Origin of the sequence: Leptothoe sp. ISB3NOV94-8A, from assembly GCF_043421595.1 — a bacterium.
GTDB lineage: Bacteria > Cyanobacteriota > Cyanobacteriia > Phormidesmidales > Phormidesmidaceae > Leptothoe > Leptothoe turfae.
Map to the genome: position 1 here is coordinate 2,479,519 of NZ_JAXSQW010000001.1, position 18,691 is coordinate 2,498,209.

The 18,691-nt window shown below is 47.2% G+C and carries 17 protein-coding genes; 7 read left to right on the forward strand and 10 right to left on the reverse strand.

Annotated elements, in window-relative coordinates; genetic code table 11:
* Nucleotides 1-66: 66 nt before the first annotated feature.
* The 8 genes from SPB21_RS10760 to SPB21_RS10795 all read right to left on the reverse strand — a co-directional run bounded on the left by SPB21_RS10760 (nt 67) and on the right by SPB21_RS10795 (nt 9,577).
* On the reverse strand, nt 67-1,290 hold the full coding sequence (locus SPB21_RS10760; RefSeq protein WP_499866531.1) for an ATP-grasp domain-containing protein: 1,224 nt from the start codon (nt 1,288-1,290) through the stop codon (nt 67-69).
* 9 nt (nt 1,291-1,299) lie between these two features.
* The gene (locus SPB21_RS10765) at nt 1,300-2,838 is read right to left on the reverse strand and encodes a glutamate-cysteine ligase family protein (RefSeq protein WP_499866532.1); all 1,539 of its coding nucleotides are present in this window, start codon (nt 2,836-2,838) and stop codon (nt 1,300-1,302) included.
* 441 nt (nt 2,839-3,279) lie between these two features.
* Entirely contained in the window at nt 3,280-4,014 is a 735-nt protein-coding gene (locus SPB21_RS10770; RefSeq protein WP_163669322.1) for an ABC transporter ATP-binding protein, read from the reverse strand.
* A gap of 13 nt (nt 4,015-4,027) precedes the next feature.
* A complete protein-coding gene (locus SPB21_RS10775; RefSeq protein WP_163698341.1) occupies nt 4,028-5,257 on the reverse strand; it encodes an ABC transporter permease in 1,230 nt (409 codons plus the stop codon).
* Nucleotides 5,258-5,297: 40 nt separating this feature from the next.
* Nucleotides 5,298-6,677, reverse strand: coding sequence for an efflux RND transporter periplasmic adaptor subunit (locus SPB21_RS10780; RefSeq protein WP_499866533.1), 1,380 nt, complete (start codon nt 6,675-6,677; stop codon nt 5,298-5,300).
* 139 nt (nt 6,678-6,816) lie between these two features.
* Complete coding sequence (locus tag SPB21_RS10785; protein ID WP_163669328.1) at nt 6,817-7,242, reverse strand: hypothetical protein; 426 nt, start codon at nt 7,240-7,242, stop codon at nt 6,817-6,819.
* A 178-nt stretch (nt 7,243-7,420) separates the two neighbouring features.
* The gene (locus tag SPB21_RS10790; protein ID WP_163669329.1) at nt 7,421-8,149 is read right to left on the reverse strand and encodes a VC0807 family protein; all 729 of its coding nucleotides are present in this window, start codon (nt 8,147-8,149) and stop codon (nt 7,421-7,423) included.
* 15 nt (nt 8,150-8,164) lie between these two features.
* Nucleotides 8,165-9,577 carry a flavin monoamine oxidase family protein gene (locus SPB21_RS10795; protein ID WP_163698335.1) on the reverse strand — a complete coding sequence of 471 codons (1,413 nt, stop codon included), beginning with the start codon at nt 9,575-9,577 and terminating at the stop codon, nt 8,165-8,167.
* A gap of 188 nt (nt 9,578-9,765) precedes the next feature.
* Here SPB21_RS10795 and SPB21_RS10800 point away from each other — a divergent pair, with 188 nt between their 5' ends.
* From SPB21_RS10800 to SPB21_RS10810, 3 genes are all read left to right on the forward strand, one after another.
* A complete protein-coding gene (locus SPB21_RS10800) occupies nt 9,766-10,413 on the forward strand; it encodes a TetR/AcrR family transcriptional regulator (protein ID WP_163703473.1) in 648 nt (215 codons plus the stop codon).
* A 164-nt stretch (nt 10,414-10,577) separates the two neighbouring features.
* Nucleotides 10,578-13,334, forward strand: a complete 2,757-nt coding sequence (locus SPB21_RS10805) for a winged helix-turn-helix domain-containing protein (protein ID WP_499866534.1) — start codon at nt 10,578-10,580, stop codon at nt 13,332-13,334.
* A gap of 235 nt (nt 13,335-13,569) precedes the next feature.
* A complete protein-coding gene (locus SPB21_RS10810) occupies nt 13,570-14,541 on the forward strand; it encodes an NAD(P)-dependent alcohol dehydrogenase (protein WP_499866535.1) in 972 nt (323 codons plus the stop codon).
* A 45-nt stretch (nt 14,542-14,586) separates the two neighbouring features.
* On the opposite strand, the gene SPB21_RS10815 is transcribed toward SPB21_RS10810, so the two are convergent.
* On the reverse strand, nt 14,587-15,171 hold the full coding sequence (locus SPB21_RS10815; RefSeq protein ID WP_163669335.1) for a TetR/AcrR family transcriptional regulator: 585 nt from the start codon (nt 15,169-15,171) through the stop codon (nt 14,587-14,589).
* 78 nt (nt 15,172-15,249) lie between these two features.
* Between SPB21_RS10815 and SPB21_RS10820 the strand changes: the two genes are divergently transcribed.
* Nucleotides 15,250-15,711: a GNAT family N-acetyltransferase gene (locus tag SPB21_RS10820; RefSeq protein WP_499866537.1), complete on the forward strand. Its 462-nt coding sequence runs from the start codon at nt 15,250-15,252 to the stop codon at nt 15,709-15,711.
* A gap of 32 nt (nt 15,712-15,743) precedes the next feature.
* On the opposite strand, the gene SPB21_RS10825 is transcribed toward SPB21_RS10820, so the two are convergent.
* Nucleotides 15,744-16,547: a helix-turn-helix domain-containing protein gene (locus SPB21_RS10825; protein WP_163669337.1), complete on the reverse strand. Its 804-nt coding sequence runs from the start codon at nt 16,545-16,547 to the stop codon at nt 15,744-15,746.
* Between the two features lie 282 nt (nt 16,548-16,829).
* Here SPB21_RS10825 and SPB21_RS10830 point away from each other — a divergent pair, with 282 nt between their 5' ends.
* From SPB21_RS10830 to SPB21_RS10840, 3 genes are all read left to right on the forward strand, one after another.
* Nucleotides 16,830-17,459 carry an NAD(P)-dependent oxidoreductase gene (locus SPB21_RS10830; RefSeq protein WP_499866539.1) on the forward strand — a complete coding sequence of 210 codons (630 nt, stop codon included), beginning with the start codon at nt 16,830-16,832 and terminating at the stop codon, nt 17,457-17,459.
* Nucleotides 17,460-17,669: 210 nt separating this feature from the next.
* Entirely contained in the window at nt 17,670-18,086 is a 417-nt protein-coding gene (locus SPB21_RS10835) for an ester cyclase (protein WP_163669341.1), read from the forward strand.
* A 60-nt stretch (nt 18,087-18,146) separates the two neighbouring features.
* Nucleotides 18,147-18,554 (forward strand): nuclear transport factor 2 family protein, encoded by a 408-nt coding sequence (locus SPB21_RS10840; protein WP_499866540.1) that lies wholly within the window; start codon nt 18,147-18,149, stop codon nt 18,552-18,554.
* Nucleotides 18,555-18,691 lie beyond the last annotated feature (137 nt).

Below are 18,691 nucleotides of genomic sequence, written 5' to 3' on the forward strand. Positions count from 1 at the left end.
GTTCGTATAAGGTATACATCTACCTTTTCATGTGATTTCTTTAAAGATTTAAAAGCTAGCAAACGTCTAAGAGAACCTTGTAATAAGCCATCGCTGTGCTAACGCAGCAACGTTAGCAAGGTAGGAACCTGGATGCTGAAATAGCTCTGAGATAAACTGCCAGTGTAAGGATAAAAGATTTCCATGGGCTATTTGATGCTCATGAATAGCTTCTTTGACCGCAACCCAAGCTTCACTACATACATCTTGGCCCAACTGTTCCTGAGCTTCAATCAGTCCGGTTGGCGAACCTGGGTTAAGCTCAGTAATATAGGGTCTGTCCTGCCCAATTACATCAACGCCAACAATAACAATCCCTTGTCTTTTACCCCAGTCAACAACCTGATGCACGGCTGCCATAGTAGTTGGTGAGATATTTCTCAGCGGAACAGCAATGCCAATGCCGCCTTGAGCCATATTTGCTAGGGTTTCTTCATGGGAGGGGACACGATTTACAGCGGCAATGGGTTTACCATTGATATAGAAAATACGCATATCGCCATTCTTAACATCGGACAGAAATTTTTGGGCAACAATCATAGGACGTTTAGTTGCGTTTTTTTCCTGCGTATAGTCTCGTATTTGCTGCTGCCAATTTACATCTGTTAATTGAATGATTTTAACATCGTTGCCACCATAACTCTGGGTCGCCTTAAGCACCAGTTTTTGATCACCTTCATACTTCATGTGCTCTGCAAACCCAATCAGTTTATCTGCGTCGGCAGTGATCATACTGGGTGGGCAAAGATCTGGAAAATCTGTGACGATTGCAATTTTGTCTTCTGTGCTTAAAGTGGCTTCACCACCATTGAGGACACAAATCTTGGGATGTAGCCTGGTGGCAATTTGCTGGGTTGACCAGTCACTACGGTCATCCTGCCGCTGCAAAACCGCAACTGGTGCCGCAATAGAATTTTTACCTGCGCTGCTTCCAGGTGGGTAATTAAGTGTCATATTGACAACAGTGCCATTAGTAACAGGTGCTGAGACCCTTTTATTTTTGGTTGGATGTTGCTGTTGCGCAAAGCTAGTGACTTCTCGAACAGCGGCATATATATTACCAACATGGCTGTCGGAGTTAATCACGAAGTCTTTAGGGGTGGTGACAAAAACTCGATCGCCATGTTTAATGGCAGCTTCCATCAAACCCAATGAGGTATCGTGCCCTGGCTCTAAGGAATCGATAGGGTCAGTGATGAATAACACATTTTTCTGCATCATGGAATCAAAGATAAAGACTTTGTGGGTCATAGAAAACCATTACCGCCCGTCCCCGGCCCGATGATAGAGTACACGAGCAGGCGGTAGTTCGTAGTATTCCCCAAACTGGGCATAGCCCGTTAACAGATCTAACTTGTCGGCATAGTGCGGTTTACTAAGCTGTTGCGGATCGATATCGAGTCGTTGTAAGGACTTACGATGCTGTTCTGCTTCACTCACATAGGTTGTTGCCTGTAGTTTGTTCAAAACTTGTTGAATTTCTGGTGTATCTTCTTTAGCAGATAATTCATGACAGGCCAAATCAATAATTTCTTGCCAAACTGTGATGGCAGTTTCTCCTCTGTAGGGTAAAGTTGTTCCGTAGAGACTATTTTTTAATAAGTTCTGCTGCAAAATCTTATTGCGTTCATACGCATCTTGTTTACTATCTGTAACATCAAGCAAACCATAACGCTCTAAAATCTGACGGAATTGGCCACGGGCTTCGGCACTATGGGTCAAGCCATGAATAAGCGCCACATTCATGACAGCTTTGCCCATACCACCACCGTCGGGAATTCGGAACTCCGTGAGACACATCATGCCATCAGCAGCAAAGGTTGGTTTCACACGGTAACTGTTATAACAGGTGCGGGAATGATTGATATATTGCTCTAATGTTGGTGCAATAAACGTATCGTCGAGATGTATACCGCCAGTTCGTATGAGATCGGCAAATGTAACTGGTCTAGCAATCTCATGAAGATTATTGTATTGGTCAATGCCATACCACATCGGTTGATTGATGATATGTGTGATGACATCATCGAGGGTCACTGCACCAGAAAGCTGCGGTGGCAAACCAAAACGGTTATCACTGCGAGTGAGGCTTGCATCCCATAAGAGTTCACGGACAGAATTTTGTGCATTCTCAAAATAGGAAAACGGACTAGCATGATTGGCCGCAGCAATGAGTGAGGTTACTGCACCAACAAGGGTTAGTGTTTCTTCGAGTACTATTTTGTTGTGAATCGCAAATGTGGTATGGATACCGCAGGTTGCCAAAAGATCATGGGCAGAGTACGGTTGTTTTGCACTGTCGATGCTACGCTGAAAGCATGGAATGACTAGTTGGGTGCGTTCATCAGAAATTAGCTCTTGATCAATATGGTTAATGTAGTCTGGATCGGACCAATTGGCGCTAGGGTGAACAGATAATGCTGATGGTCTAAGGCCATGACGCTCAGTTGTTTTTTGCAGTAATTGCTCGGCTTCTTGACCATGCTGATAGAGCGCAGTGATAGAATCGCGGGGGGCAGAGGCAAATTCTAATTGTTGAGCCAGGTCTAGTGTATAAACAGCATCGCTGGAATCCGTATTCGAAACCTTTAAATCATCTAATACACGCTGAACTTGAGCGACATTAGCCAGATGTCCTGCATAATCGCTTTGCTGTTGTAAAGCGTAGAACTCTACCTCAAAACCATAGGTTTGTGGACTAACCGTATTGCTAGATAAAGATTGTTCATAAAACTCATAAACATCGCCCAAACTAGATAACCATGGGCCGTTTTCTTCGAGATAAATTACACTTGTCATTTTTACACGTCTTCTGTATAGCCTCTACCTAGTTGGTTGGTGATAATATCTCGTATATTTACATGTTCGGAAAATCAAAGATTTCGGGTGCACAAAAATATCCAGAAAGGGCATTAAGCACTGTAAATAGAGGTTTCAATTCAGCTATATGTCTGACCCAAGTCTTTGCCTACAACCACATGTGTTGACTCGGATTTTGATTTGGACCATTGGGGGCAAAGCGAATGAAATGAATCCGCTATTGGGGGCTGGCAGACTTGAATTGAGCTCGTTGCCCATACCCCCCAATAGTAACTGGCACCATGCCACAACACAATCAAGCATTGGTCTGGAAACTGAGATTGCAAAAATTCGAGGTAGGCCAGTGTACAGGTCATATTCCCCGCCACTTGAGCCTCAATGAAGATGCGTTTGCCCAGAGACTGTCTTTAAAAGTTCGACTTAGGTATTAGATGGCCCTGGGGCTAAATCACTGGGAATAGAGCGAGATGGTTGGTGGTGCGAGTCCTGTAAAACACTCCCATCCCGAAAGGTAATGGTACGTCGACAGCGCTGGGCGACTTCCGGATCATGGGTGACCATCACCAGGGTCATGCCCTGCTGGTTCAGCTCGGCAAAGATATCCATGATTTCCTGGCTCATCTGAGAGTCCAGAGCCCCCGTCGGTTCATCGGCCAGGAGCAATTTGGGTTGATTGACGATGGCCCGTGCGATCGCTACTCGTTGCTGTTGTCCGCCAGAGAGTTGATTAGGCCGATTGCCTAGCCTGTCCCCTAGACCCACCCGCTGCAATGCCGCAATGGCCCGTGACTCCCGTTCGCCAGCAGGCACCCCCGCATAGACCATGGGCAGAACAACATTTTCTACGGCTGTCAGCTGATGGAGCAAATGAAACTGTTGAAAAATAAAACCAATTTTACGATTACGAATGCCAGCCAATTGCTTAGCAGTTAGTTGTGAGATCTTCACACCATCCAGCCAATAGTCCCCCTGGGTAGGACGATCAAGACAACCAATCATATTCATCATCGTTGACTTTCCTGAGCCAGATGGCCCCATAATGGTGCAATAGTCTCCTGAATTTATGGTCAGATCAACAGCCTTCAAGGCATACACCTGGAGATCGCCTATGCCGTAGGTTTTAGATAGGTTTTGCAGTTGAATAAGATGGCTCATAGCATGTGTTGTTCTAACTCCGCAGGGCCACAATCGGATCAAGATTTGCCGCTCTCTGGGCAGGCGCAATGCCAAAAATCAAACCAATACTGCCCGACACGGTAAACGAAACTATCACAGCGTTCAGGCTGACCCCAGCCTCCAAGGGGCTAAACAATGTCAGACCCACCACTCCAAGAAGCCCCACACCAATACCAATCATGCCGCCCGTTGCCGCCAGGATAACAGCCTCAATGGTGAACTGGGCCAGAATATCTGTCCCAGTGGCCCCGATTGCCTTACGGAGACCAATTTCCCCCGTGCGTTCTGTCACCGAAACCAACATGATATTCATGATGCCAATGCCCCCGACTAACAAGGAGATACCGGCAGTAAACCCCAGCACTAGCACCAGAATATCTGTGATGCTGCTAGACCTCTCCAACAATTCCTGCTGGCTTTGTACTGCAAAGTCGTCGTCTCCTTGCAAAATGTTGTGGCGCAGACGCAACAAATTTCTAATTTGATAAACGGCTGCATTAGTTGTGTCTGGGCTTTCCAGAGAAATTGAAATCACCTGCACCGTTGGGCTAATCTTGCCGGTCTCTTGCCCTGTCAACTGGCTCACCATCACATTGATTGGGATGTAGACTAGCTCATCCTGGTTTTGGCCAAATGAAGAACCGCGCTCTTCCACAACGCCGCTAACCGTAAAGCTCAGGTTACTAATGCGAATTTTGCGACCGACCGGATCTTGATTTCCAAATAATGTGCGAGCGGTTTCACTACCGAGAACAGCGACCCGTAAATTAGTTTGGACATCAATGGGATTCAAGAACTGTCCTTGGGCGATCTGGATATCTCGCACAACCTGGTAGTCTGGTGTAGTTCCTGTCACATTGGCCTGGGTCTCGGCGGCCCCCTGGGTAATGCGTAACCGCGTATTTTTTTGAGGTGCGATCGCACTAACAGCCAATACTTCTTGAGTAATCGCCTCAGCATCCGCCAGCGTCAGGGTATCTGCCTGAGTTGTACCGGCAAGCGGCCCCCGCTGGGCATCACCAGGGGTAATAAACAACAGATTGGTGCCTAAGGATTCAAACTGTGCCGTGACAAACCCTTGGGCCGCTTCTCCGGCTGCCACCATGGCAATAACAGAGGCGTTGCCGATGATAATACCTAGCATGGTAAGACCACTTTGCAGTTTGTTGGCCGCCAGGGTCTTAAAGGCCATCTTGGCATTTTCAAGAACATTAAGTCCCATTGGTTTCAAAGGTGTGAGAGTGAATTGAATTTGTCACCAGCTAAGGTAAAGGAAAACCAGATTGACCAGGGCGTTGTTCCTCCGGTGGCAGTTCCAGAAAAATTCGCTCCCCTGCTTCTAGGCCTTCAACAATTTGAGTACTCCCTGCCTGGGTGATACCGACAGTAACCGGTTGAAACTCAGCATTGCCCTCACTATCTGGCATTTGCACGCCCAGCTGTCCGTCTTGGGTGGCGATCGCAACAGTTGGCACCATTAAAGCATCTGTTAAGGTCTCACCCATAAAAGTGGCATCCACCGTCATACCCGATCGCAGTTGATCAGTGCCCGTCAATAGCTCAACAACCACCTGAAATGTGGTGATATTGTTTTCAATAATCGCCTCTGGAGCAATCCGTTGCACCCGACCTGTATAGACCTGGTTGGGAAATGCCTCTGCGACAATCTCCACTGATTGGCCCACCTGAATTTGGCCAATGTTGGCCTCTAAGATATCCACCTCAACTTCGAGACCTGAGGATAAGGCCAAAATGGAACTGGAGGTGGCGGATGCGGTGGCGGATGCGGTGGTGGTAGGTGTGACAATTGCGCCAATGGTGGCATAGGTTTGGGTTACATACCCAGCAAAGGGGGCCAGGATATTCGCGTCTGCCAATTCCGTTTCAATCACCTCAATTTGCGCTTGAGCCGCTGCTACATTGGCTGCTGCCGCTGCAATGTCTTCGGGACGCGAGCCGTTGGTGGTTTCCTTAAGCTGTTGTTGTACTTCATTAAAATTTGCCACAGCACTTTGGGCTTCATTCACATACTGATCTAAATCATTTTGGGAAATCGCCCCCTGACGGGCTAGATCCTCAAACCGCTCCAGACGAGTTGTCGTCAGATCAACCTGGGATTGGGCTGCCACCAAACGAGCTTCAGCCTGAAGGATATCTTCCTCTCGATTACCGGCTACAATTCTGGCATAATCAGCTTGAGCCTGATCAAGCTGTGCTTTTCGTTGCTGTAGCTCAGCGGCTAAACTCCCGATTTCCATGCGGGCAACCACCTGACCTGCCTCCACGCGATCACCCTGCTGGACATCGAGATTGGCCAGACGACCCGTTGTTTTTGGGCTGAGGTTCACGGTGTCCTTTGAAATGACCGTGCCATTACCCTCAATCCTCACTGCTAGAGGCCCATGGGTTACCGGTACCGTCAACGATTCCAGTGACCCTGCCTGATTATGGCCGCGAGGCATAGATGGCAAGCGTAATACTATGCCCACCCCCAGACGTAACAGTAAGCTGAGGAACAGTGCTCTCCTCAGCCAAAGAAACCAACGGCGAGGCCTTTTTTTCTCAGATGATATGGGGGATGTGGCATGGAGTGCTTCGGTTGCGATCGCTAGTGTACTAGTCGCGTCAGTGTGATCATCCATAGCAAGACTGAATATTTGATTCAGGTCGAACGCATAATTAGCAATGAGAAAAAGCCCCCCTTAGTCTCTTAAATCAGCTTAAGAGGAGCCCTGTGGTGAAGTGTGAGTTTAGTGATGTAGTATAAGCTAGGATGGTCTTTTAGAGCCGATTGAAGGCAGTTACTTCCATAATTCCTTCAAGCTGTTCAGGTGTCAGAACCTCTTGTAGCTCAGCCACCGTCTCTGCATGGGCCACAGCAAGCTGTTCCGACTGAGTATCTGTTAAATTTAAGGCTTCCTGTAGGTCCTGAGGGTCCTGAGACTCCTGCTGTTCCCGTGCAGATTGTAGTGTCTCAAGTTGCCCAGGGGTGAGGATTTCTTCGAGTTCAGAGTTTAAGTCTCGCATAATACCGCCCACTTGTCTCATCTGAGAGCGGCTTAAGTCAAGCTCTTGCGCTACTTCCCGAAAGGTACTGCGGTCAAGTTGGGCTGTAGCAGGCTGACCATTAAAATTCCCCAGACCCAGGGCTAGAGTGCCGATCAACACAGTGTTGACAATTCGTTTTCGAGTAATTTGAAATTGCATGGGGATGCTCCAATGAGTCACTAATTTGTTTCTTTGGCTGGAACATGCCCATCCTATGCAATTTGGCTTGCTGAACGCTTGTAGCAAACTTCATAAATCGCATAGGACATATATCACGTTTTCTTGTAGGAGGATTGACTTAACGCCAATAGCAGTTCTTAGTCCCTCATTTTAGATTTTATGGGTCTGTCGTGATCTTCTGAGCCTCGCGTAGTTGTAAGAGATCCCAGAAATCACTTTCACTGTGCTCTTTACCATTCTCCTTAGGAAGATAGTAAAACATCGCCCGGCGGATCACCACAATAGCAATCACAAATCCGATAAACTCGGGTATCGCCAGCGCGATGCGGGTCATAGCATTCACCTGTGCCACTTGTTGATTAAACATAGCTGTGCCAAAATCGGCTACCACAATCCGGAGATTGAGAGAGAAATTGGCAATACCTGTCCATAGATTAACCATCAAGATAATTATTGTGCCATTGACAAGTGACCGATAGACCCTTGACTCTGTAAGCAATGCTTTTAATGATTTTTCTTGCTCCGGCGACTCCGGACTAAAGCCTTGCATCAGAAAATAGTAGATGATCGGCTTGCGAATGATGATTGAAGCACCAAATACCACGGTCAGAAAGATAGACCCAACACTATCTTTAAAGGCAAACTGAATACCATCGACAAACCAAAATGCTAGCAGACCACGAATAATCGCAAACGTGCCAATATAGCTGGTAATAAAGTTAAATCGTTTAGTGATAAAAAATAAATCAATAAACACCCAGCCTACTGGAACAAGGGCAGCAACAACATAGGTCATTTCTGCTCCGAGTTGTTCATTCAGACTGCTTAGGACCAGGATAGGGATGACAGATCCCATAAAGATATCGAGTATTAGTTTTCGGTTCATGGTTTAGTTGTCCTCCTATTTCTTTTTTTTATTTTCGTTGGTATTCAAAGATAGAATCTCATTAGCTGCCCGGATACCACTTTCTAACGCGCCGTGGACGGTGGCTGCACGGGTTGTATGGGTTGCTTCGCCAGCAAAGAAAAGGACCTGATTGACTGGCTGGGCAAGTTGAGATCGCAACCCCACCCCATTTACAGGAACATAGGAATAGGCCATCCGGGCATAGGGATCTGCTTGCCAATCAACAAAAAGCGCATCCACTAATCGATCTGCCAACGGCATCTCAAACATCTGTTCTAAATTTTGTAAGCCTGCTTGAACCGCGCCTGCTTGTCCAAGCTGCCCCAGATTATTGGCTCCGGTTGCGCCTGTAAAGGCTGTTAAAACAGGTGCCTCATGGTGGCGTTTCCAGCCCGGTCTCCACCAAAGTTGAGTATCCAGTGTGGTCAGGCAAGACTCTAATTCCCTAGACCAGAAGGGCTGATCAAATTTCAGAATGAGTTTGGTAATCTGTCCGGCAGCGAGGCCGTGAATGGCATTGAGTTTGGCATCGGGCAACTCAGGTTCAAACTCCACTGCATTCTCTTGCAATAGAGCCAGGGGCAGTGTGATCACAATTTGTTGTGCGGTGTAAGTTTTGCCGGTTTCTGTATGAATCTCTATCCCCGATGAACGCCAGTGAATGCGTGTGACTGGTGTTTTATAGCGAATCTTGAGTCCGGCTGCAAATTGCTCAAATAGATGGGAGTATCCCTCGATTAGCCGAGAATAGCGATCGCCGTCGCCGGCATAGGTCAACTCCGCCAACCCATATATTCCCAGCTGATCGAGATTAGCTGCATAGCTACCGCTGAAAAAATGGTCCATGATGCGACGCACATCGGTTGACAGCTCGACTTGAGCGTCTAAGAGAAACTGCGCCAGACTGACATCGGGTTTGCCAGCATCAATCCATGAGGTGATCAATGTATCAATGGGCGAGTCATCCATCCAATCAAGCACTTCCATGCCAGGAATGGCTGACCAACGTCTGAACGGAAGCAGCTTTTGGTTGACGTACATGAACTGGTGTCGATATTCATCAAATACGGGCAATGTCCCTAGCCGGTAGCGACGCACCCAGTCCCAGGTCACAATGTTGTCACCATGGAGGTATTCCGCACCGCATTCAATGGGGTGCGAGGCAAAATCGTAATTTGTATGGACTCTGCCACCGATGCGATCGCGAGCTTCAAGCAGGAGTACAGACTGGTTAGCCTCCTGCAATGTCCGAGCGGCGGCTAACCCTGCCGCCCCTGCACCAATCACGATGGTGTCATAGTGGGTTTGATCTGGCAACGCTGGCGCAGCAATGGGTTGACGAGTTTTTTTTAGGAAGGGAATAGCCGCTAGCAGGGACACCAGAATGCGCCGAGTAATAGTTCGCATGGGAAATGGGCCTTCAAAGAAGCAGAAAACTGAACAATGTTCATGTTTCAAAAATACGAATAATATTCATGTTTTGTCAACCTAGCAAAAAAATAGTTGCCGTCGATCCTCGGTATGATTTCATCTTGAATAGATAGATGCCTGCTACCCAGTCGATCCGTCTTCGCAATCAGCAACAGCCAAAATCAATGTCCCTACCGGATTCCTCTAGTTCACCCAAACTTAATAAGATGCGACGACAGCCTAAACAGGCGCGTAGTCAGGAGCGAGTCCAGCACATTCTGGATGCTGCCGAGCAGCTATTTTTGGAGGTTGGGTATGAATCAACGACAACGCGTGCGATCGCAGCCCGTGCCAAGGTGTCAGTTGGCTCACTTTACCAATTCTTTCCCGACAAAAAAGCTATTCTTAAGGCCCTGGCCATTCGCTATATGCAGACGCAATATCAGCGATTTCTCGATCTGCATACCCCCGACACAGTCACCCTAACGTTACGCAGCTATGTTGATCGGATGATTGATGTGTTTGATCAGTTCTACACAGACTATCCGGGGTCACGCGCTATTTTTGAACAGCTTTTAGACACCATCACCTGGTCTGCCATTGAAAAAATCGATGACTTTGAATATCAGGTAATCAATGAACTCGCTCGCTTCTTCCATGCGCGTAAGCCAAGTTTATCAATAACAAAATGTGAGCGCATCGCTATGGTTATTACTAAAACAATTACTGAACTTTTATGGATTTCCCTCAGTGGAGATCAGGAATTCCGTCAAGAACTGGTGGCAGAAACTAAGCTGCTTACCCTCAGCTATCTTCAACAATACTTGGATTAGAAACACCCTGTTTAACAAATCGTGGCTGGGTTCCAGCAGATGAGCGGCATAAACAAGGAAGAGCTTGATAGTGATGATGGGTACGGTAGACTCACTATTCCACTCACGTTGAGGCGGGATCAAATTCACGGGATCATTTTTTGAGTAATGTACATAATTTAATAATGTACAGGCCGATTTTAACCACCAAACTATATATCCCACCCCCACGACGCAATGCTGTGCGGCGTCCACGGCTACTTGAACAGTTAAATAGGGGGTTACACAGAAAACTCACTCTCATCTCCGCCCCTGCTGGCTTTGGCAAAACAACGTTACTCAGCGAATGGGTTGCGGTCTGTGAACATCCGGTGGCATGGTTATCACTGGATGAGGAGCATAATGATCCAACTCGCTTTCTGGTTTATCTTGTGTCTACCTTGCAAAGGCTCACCTTCAGCAAGGTTGAGGGGGAGGCTCCACTGGGTGAGAGGATTTTAAGTTCACTAAACTCCCCCCAACTGCCTCCAATCAATGCAATTCTAACGACATTGATCAATGAAATTACAGCGGTTTCTGAGAATTTTATCCTCGTCCTGGATGACTATCACCTGATTAAATCTGCACCGGTGGATCAGGCACTAGAATTTTTGGTCAATCACCTGCCGCCATCCTCCATACACCTTGTTATTGCCACCCGCAAAGACCCACCACTGCCCCTGGCACGACTGCGTGCCCGTGATCAACTAACTGAGTTGCGTGCATCTGATGTGCGCTTCACCCCAATCGAAACGGCGGAATTTCTTAACCGGGTAATGGCGCTCAACTTGTCGGCAGACGATATGACCGCACTTGAAACCCGCACTGAAGGCTGGATTGCCGCACTACACCTGGCAGCCATATCTTTACAAGGCCATCGGGACACAAGCAACTTTATCCAATCGTTCTCCGGTAGCCATTACTTTATACTAGATTATCTGGTGGAAGAGATTCTGGAAAAACAACCTGAACGCATCCAGAATTTTCTATTGTTCACATCCATTCTTGACCAACTGTGTGGGTCTCTTTGTGATGCTGTTGTGCCACAATCTTCCATATCAGGCCAAGAAATCTTAGACTCTTTAGAACGTACAAATCTGTTGTTGATTCCGCTCGATGATAAACGCCAGTGGTATCGCTACCATCATCTTTTCAAGGATGTTCTACAGGCGCGCTTAGCTAAGCTTCAGCCGGGCAATGTAGCCGAGCTACATCTAAGGGCATGTGCCTGGTACGAGCAAAATAATTTGCGACTCAATGCGATCCACCATGCCCTTGCTGCGCGACAGTTTGAGCGGGCGGCGGATCTGATCGAATGGGAATGGTCAGCGAATATTGGCTCCTACTATCAGAATGCAACCTGGACAAAATGGGTGCAGACCTTGCCGGATAAGTTAGTCCGAACGCGGCCAACGCTCAGCATTGGCCTGGCATGGGAGTTGCTTTTTTCAGGTCAGTTGCAGGCTGCAGAGAGCCGACTAAAGGATGCAAGTCGTTTATTGGCAGCCAACAACAGAGATTCTTTGGAGGTCTCGTTAAGCAGTCAAGATGAGAGCAGAGTCCAGTCACCACAAGAGTTATTGGACCTGGCCTGGGCATTTTATGCCCAAGCCCTTGGTGATCATGCTGGCACGATCAAATATGCCCGGAAAACCCTCAGCCTGCTGACTGAGACAAATCACTATATAGCTGGCCTGGCAAGCTCTCTGCTAGGTCTGGCCTATTGGAGAAATGGAGATTTGGAGACAGCGGCTCAGTATATGACTGATGCGATCGCACGCTTACGGACCACAGGACATATACTGTTTGCCATCAGTGGCTCCTATACATTGGCCAGCATTAAGATCGCCCAGGGCCGTCTCTTTGATGCAGCCAATATCTACACAGAGGCCTTACGGTTTGCGACAGCGCAGGGCGAACCAGTGGGCACAACTGACTTACATCTGGGGTTGAGCAAGCTTTACCATGAACAGGGCAATGAAGAAGCTGCTCAACAGCAGCTTCAAAAATGTCTGGCACTTGGGAAACAAGCGGCATTACCAGAATGGCCCTATGGGTTATATCTCGTTCAGGCTCAATTAAAAGCTGAACAGGGAGAACTCGATGATGCCCTCACATTACTCGACCAAGCAGAACAGATATACCAAAAAAGTCCGGTTCCTAATGTTTGTTCTGTAGCCGCATTAAAGACACGGATATGGCTCCGTCAAGATAGACTGGCCGAAGCTCTCAGTTGGCTGCGTGGACAAGGCTTATCTGTTGAAAATGAGCTCAGTTATTTGCAAGAATTTGAGTACATTACATTTGCCAGAGTGCTCATTGCTCAGTACAGACATGACCAAACAGATGAAACGTTGCAAACAGCAATATCACTGCTGAAACAACTATACTCGATGGCAGAAACAGGCGGTAGATTAGGCAGCATGATTGAGATTGTTGTCTTACAAGCACTCATCAATGAAGCCCAAGAAAACATCCCGTGTGCGCTCCAATTTTTAGAACGCGCGCTCACACTAGCAGAAACTGAAGGTTACCTGCGTATCTTTGTCAATGAAGGTCAGCCCATGGCCCGTTTGCTCTATGGGGCTCTTTCTCACAAAATAAACCCTAATTATGTGCAGCGCGTGTTAGCTGCGTTTCCTCCGAACGCATTAGGGCCTAAAAAATCATTCACAACACAGTCTCAAGCAACCACCTTGCTCGAACCCTTGAGCAAGCGAGAAATCGAAGTGCTCCACCTGATAGCCGAGGGTCAGACCAATCAGGAAATTGCAGCCAATCTCTGCCTTTCGGTGAATACAGTGAAAGTTCATACGCGAAATATTTATGGCAAACTCGATGCCCATCATCGAGCCGATGCTGTTGCAAAAGCCCGTGTTTTCGGCATTTTGTCGTCAACATAGTAATCAGGTTTCCCCTGGTAATTACTCCTCAATTAATACCTGGGTGGTATGACGCTTGTCCCGTCTTGCCCATAAGCTACTTATGTGGGTGATAAGGACATTTTTAGAAAAGAAGTTCAATTATTCAGCCCCCCGCATTCTGGGATCTTTGAGTCTTGCCCTCCAGAATGCGTGAAACAATGCTCTGGTTTTCATTGTTGTTAAAGGGGTAAATGTTGAACAGAAGGAGATCTGAATGAAAAAGATTGTGTACACAAAATATGGCTCCCCGGATGTCATTGAACTGATCGAGACCGAGCAACCGGTACCCAGTGATCATCAGGTTTTGGTCAAGGTTTATGCGGCATCTGTCAATGCTTTGGACTGGCATCGTTTAAGAGGGGCCATGGGGATCCGTTTACTTAACGGTGAACTGTTTAAGCCCAAAGAGATATCACTGGGCCTGGATGTAGCAGGTCGGGTTGAGGCTGTGGGCAATCGCGTAACAACGTTTCAGCCAGGGGATGAGGTTTTTGGAGTCGCCAAAGGTTCATTCGCAGACTATGCCTGTGCTGACGAACATGAGTTGGTCCTGAAACCAACCAACGTATCATTTGAGGCCGCAGCCGCTACGCCTGTTGCAGCTCTGACAGCGCTGCAAGCGCTGCAAGGTCGAATTCACCCAGGTCAAAAAGTTCTCATCAATGGAGCCTCTGGGGGCGTGGGGTCATTTGCCGTGCAGCTAGCTAAATCTTTTGGGACAATGGTAACGGCTGTATGTAGCACCCGAAATCTTGATATTGCCCGTTCAATTGGCGCAGATCACGTTATCGATTACACACAAGACGATCTCACCACCCATGGGCAGCAGTATGACCTGATTTTTGCGGTCAATGGCTATAACTCGATTTTTAATTACCATAGGGCATTATGCCCTAAAGGCATCTATGTTGCGGCTGGGGGAGCACTGGCTCAAATTATGCAGGCATTGCTTGTGGGACCCATATTATCCAACGTTGACAGTAGAAAACTCTCATTTATGGGGGTAGCGCAAATAGAGGAAAAGGACCTGTCCGCTATTGGGGCACTGCTTGAATCTGGCAAAGTCGTCCCTGTGATAGATCGATGTTATCCATTGAAGGCAACAGCAGCAGCCCTTTGCTATCTTGGGGAGGGGCACGCTAAGGGGAAAGTGGTGATTACTTGGGATACCCATAGCAACGCCTAACTCCTTAGGCGCATTCAACATTTGTTAGACCCTACTTAACCCAGTTCAGGCTGTTATCTGTAAACCATGGATGTGCTGCTGAATGAGATATTTTTGCTGCTCTATAGAGACCTGATCAGGGTTGATGACGACTCCGATGCCAATGCCATCGACTAGGGCAATCAGCGCATTAGCTTCAAGTGCTAAATCAAGATCGGCTCGAATTAATTTGGCGGTTTGCAAATCAGATAGCTCTTTTCTGAGCACCTGTTGTATCTGGCTATAGCGTTTTTGATGCGCCTGAACCAGGTGTTCACGACCAATGGAATAGCCTAAAAATGCTATCCATACTGTCCAGTCGTCTCTATCACTAACCTCCAAAGGTAGAGCCGAGAAAAGCATTGCTTCTAATCTGCTGATTCCGTCTAACCCTTGAGCACGGGTTTCCATATACTCAAGGGTGCCTTTCACCACTTGCTCTAGGGCAAATAGGGTGAGCTCTTCCTTATTGCGAAAGTAGTGGGTGACCACACCGGTTGAGGAGCCGAGTTCCTGTGCGATCGCACGCATACTCGTCCGGTCTAACCCTTCCCGCACAATCACTTGCCATGCAGCTTTGGCAATCTCAATCCGGCGATCTTCATGACCCATAGCGTTTAGCAACTCTACCTTGACAGGTTATCACAACAGTTGTTATGTTTTGAGCGACATAACAACTGTTGTGATGTAATGATTCGATCGACTACGCTCGATGACACGGCTGCGCTACTTGCCTTAGCTAGTGAGGCAATTGGCTTCTCACCAGAGGAGTTGGAGGAATTGAAAGCAAGCCTGAATGATTATTTTAGCGGTGAAAATGGCGATCATTTTTGGCTGACGGACGATGATGACGGGCTAGTGGCGGCGGCCTACTGTGCGCCTGAGCGGATGACCAATGGGACCTGGAATCTACTCTTTCTCGCTGTCCATCCCGAGCAACAGGGGCAAGGGCGGGGTACAGCAATGGTGCGCCATGTTGAAGAAACGTTGGCGGCACGGGGGGCGCACTTATTATTGGTGGAGACATTAGCAAGCTTCGAACGGACGCGAGCGTTTTATCTTAAGTGTGGTTATGGGCAAGAAGCGTGCATTCGTGACTTTTATGAAGCAGGCGCTGACAAGATTGTTTATCGTAAATTATTAAATTTTTGAGGTTAGATGTTTGAAGACACTGAGTCTGATGATTAGCTTGCCCTAAACGCTTTGGGGCTCATGCCAGTCACTTGACGAAACTGCTTGCTTAAATGACTGTGGCTGTTAAATCCACACTCTAAGGCAATATCAACAATGAGACGGTCTGTTTGTTTCAATAATTGTTTAGCTCGTTCTACCCGTTGTTGTACCAGATATTGGTGAGGAGAAATGCCGATGGACTGTTTAAATAAGCGGCTGAAGTGAAATTGGCTCATGTCTAATAGCTGGGCCAGGTCCGCCAGTTTGATCTCGCGATCCAAATAGGCATCGATATAGTCTAAAACTCGCTGCAGTTGGTACTGGGGTAAGCCACCCCCATAGGTGGGAACTGATGTTTTGGTGGTGGTGTGCTGTCTGAGTAAATTGACCGCCAGAACATTAGCTAGGGAATCCAGGTATAGCCTGTTGCCTGTTGCGTTTTGCTTGAACTCGGTGAGGAGCATGGTGGCAATGGATTCAAGCTGGGGATTATTGGTTTGAAATTGGGGAAGAAGGAGAATGCGATCGCAATCCTGCTGAATCGTCTCTTGAGCGATACGTTTCACAAAGGCATCGCTCAGCTGAATCTGTAAACAATTTTCATCTCCTTCCCACCGAGCAAAAAATGGGGTACTCGCTGGAGTAATAGAGATATCCCCTTTTTTGTACAATCCCGTATGGGTTTTGCCATCTTGTGCTTGCAAATAGTAAATAGGCCGAGGCACAAGGGACATAAACAGCGTGTGTTTAGTCCCACAGTGATAATGCCCTTCGCCAGGGGGATTTAGGAGTTGTGTGATACGAATAGGCTCCACGTCCTGTGTCTGGTCGAACGAAGAACTTGTTTGAACCGATGGTATAGCAGGTTCTTGCACGGAGTCAGCCCATGACGTCAGCACCTAATTATATCGGTTATCTAACTGTAATCAGGTAACTTCGCTTACATACTTTAGATTTCAGCCTTTCTCTGCCTCTTCTGCGTTTCATGTCCACATTTGACAACTCCCCGCAAGATTGTGACAGGGCCGCAAGAAATAAAAAGCCCAGAAATAATCGCCTGCCTAAGCTAAGGGTGTCATTGCTTAGGAGCAAACACCATGAAACTAGTTATTTTCGGAGCTACAGGCAGTACCGGGCGTCAGGTTGTCGAACAGGCACTGGACCAGGGGCATAGGGTCACAGCCTTTGTCCGGACCCCTGCTAAGTTGAATATTCAGCATCCCAACCTTAACGTGGCTCAGGGAGATGTGATGGATCTATCATCCGTAAAGCAGGCCGTCCAAGGTCAAGAGGCGGTTGTATGTATCCTCGGGTCTGGTCAGCAGCTAAAAAGTAATATTCGCTCAGAAGGAACACAGCAGATCATCCGTGCCATGGAACACGCGGGTGTACGACGATTTATCTGTCAAAGCACTCTTGGTGCCGGAGATAGCTGGGGTAGCCTGAACGTCTTCTGGAAGTACATTATGTTTGGCTTTATTCTGCGCCATGTGTTTGCAGATCATGAGCTACAGGAGAGTTATGTGCAACAAAGCAACCTGGATTGGACCATTGTTCGACCTGGGGCATTGATTGAGGGTGGTCGAACAGGACAATACCGCCATGGGTTTCCAGGCACCGATAAAACTTCGAAATTGAAAATTACTCGCGCGGATGTGGCGGATTTTATTTTGAAGCAGTTGTCCAATGATACCTATCTTCGTCAAGCACCAAGTTTGTCTTACTGAAGAACGCATTCGCTATCTTAGGGCAGGCACAAGGCTTGCCCCTACAGAATTCTACATTGGACCATGTGCGGACAGAAGCATCCTTTTTGGCCGCAGCTGTATTCACCCTTTCCCTATGTCTTTAGCTAAACCTTATCCACGTTCGCAGCTAAAGGGTCCGAGTAAATAGGCTGACAGCTTCAACATTGGCACCTAATCGAGGAGAACTTTATGTCTGATACTCACCAAGCAATCATCCGTCGTTACATTGAAGAGGTGATCAATAAAGGCAATTTTTCAGCTATAGAGGAGTTTGTTCATCCAGACTATATCTTTGGTAGTCCCAGTGAAGAAGTCCAGGGAGCCGATGGGTTAAAGGGCTTTATTGAAGCATTTCGCACAGCCTTTCCTGACCTGAAGATACAGGTTGATGACTTGGCCACTGAAAAGAACAAGGTTGTGACCTGCTTTACGTTAACCGGAACCCATAATGGCGACCTGATGGGAATCCCTGCAACTGGCAAACCAGTAAACGTCCACGGCATGATTCTCAGCCGTTTTAAGGCAGATAAAATTATCGAGGAATGGGAAATTTTAGACCAGTTGGCAATGTTTCAACAGCTTGGCTTTTTCTCTCTACCCACATAAAGCACAATAGATTTAGCTCGCAAACGTATATCAAGCTGTAACTATAAACAGGAGGCAACCATGCTCCCAGATCTGATCCTAGAACAACAATATGATGCTGTAATTGACTTGCTCAAGCGGTATTATGACGGTCTATATCGATGTGATGTATCGCTCTTAAAAAAGGTGTTTCATCCCAAGGCACAATATTTCACAGCATCCGATGGAGAACTGTTACATCTTGATATGGATACCTATTTACCAATGGTTGAAACCCGTGTTTCACCAGAACATAATGGTGAGCCCTATGGGTTTTCCATTGATTCGATTGAGTTTGCAGGTGCAGTAACTGCGATCGCGAAAGTTCGCAGCTCTATGTTCTCCAAAAACTATATCGATCTGCTATCTCTCATTTACTTAGACAGTCAGTGGACAATCATCTCAAAAGTTTTTCACTACACGCTTTCAGATAAGGACCAAGATAAATAGAGCTCATCCAGTGAAAAAAGTTGATCTAATGTATCTATAGTTTTTTCATGGTTCAGTGCTTTATCACAACAGCCATTAGCGTAGCAGCCTGGCAATTGCCGTTGGCATAATGGATTGATGGTGATCTGAAAAGGGAG

What these genes read in the sequence shown, in the direction of transcription:
- SPB21_RS10780 (WP_499866533.1), bottom strand. Translation starts at nt 6,677, where the DNA reads ATGGATGATCACACTGACGCGACTAGTACACTAGCGATCGCAACCGAA.
- SPB21_RS10830 (WP_499866539.1), top strand. Translation starts at nt 16,830, where the DNA reads ATGAAACTAGTTATTTTCGGAGCTACAGGCAGTACCGGGCGTCAGGTT.
- SPB21_RS10765 (WP_499866532.1), bottom strand. Translation starts at nt 2,838, where the DNA reads ATGACAAGTGTAATTTATCTCGAAGAAAACGGCCCATGGTTATCTAGT.
- SPB21_RS10805 (WP_499866534.1), top strand. Translation starts at nt 10,578, where the DNA reads ATGTACAGGCCGATTTTAACCACCAAACTATATATCCCACCCCCACGA.
- SPB21_RS10795 (WP_163698335.1), bottom strand. Translation starts at nt 9,577, where the DNA reads ATGCGAACTATTACTCGGCGCATTCTGGTGTCCCTGCTAGCGGCTATT.
- SPB21_RS10760 (WP_499866531.1), bottom strand. Translation starts at nt 1,290, where the DNA reads ATGACCCACAAAGTCTTTATCTTTGATTCCATGATGCAGAAAAATGTG.
- SPB21_RS10820 (WP_499866537.1), top strand. Translation starts at nt 15,250, where the DNA reads ATGATTCGATCGACTACGCTCGATGACACGGCTGCGCTACTTGCCTTA.
- SPB21_RS10770 (WP_163669322.1), bottom strand. Translation starts at nt 4,014, where the DNA reads ATGAGCCATCTTATTCAACTGCAAAACCTATCTAAAACCTACGGCATA.
- SPB21_RS10775 (WP_163698341.1), bottom strand. Translation starts at nt 5,257, where the DNA reads ATGGGACTTAATGTTCTTGAAAATGCCAAGATGGCCTTTAAGACCCTG.
- SPB21_RS10800 (WP_163703473.1), top strand. Translation starts at nt 9,766, where the DNA reads ATGTCCCTACCGGATTCCTCTAGTTCACCCAAACTTAATAAGATGCGA.
- SPB21_RS10790 (WP_163669329.1), bottom strand. Translation starts at nt 8,149, where the DNA reads ATGAACCGAAAACTAATACTCGATATCTTTATGGGATCTGTCATCCCT.
- SPB21_RS10815 (WP_163669335.1), bottom strand. Translation starts at nt 15,171, where the DNA reads ATGGGTCATGAAGATCGCCGGATTGAGATTGCCAAAGCTGCATGGCAA.
- SPB21_RS10810 (WP_499866535.1), top strand. Translation starts at nt 13,570, where the DNA reads ATGAAAAAGATTGTGTACACAAAATATGGCTCCCCGGATGTCATTGAA.
- SPB21_RS10835 (WP_163669341.1), top strand. Translation starts at nt 17,670, where the DNA reads ATGTCTGATACTCACCAAGCAATCATCCGTCGTTACATTGAAGAGGTG.
- SPB21_RS10785 (WP_163669328.1), bottom strand. Translation starts at nt 7,242, where the DNA reads ATGCAATTTCAAATTACTCGAAAACGAATTGTCAACACTGTGTTGATC.
- SPB21_RS10840 (WP_499866540.1), top strand. Translation starts at nt 18,147, where the DNA reads ATGCTCCCAGATCTGATCCTAGAACAACAATATGATGCTGTAATTGAC.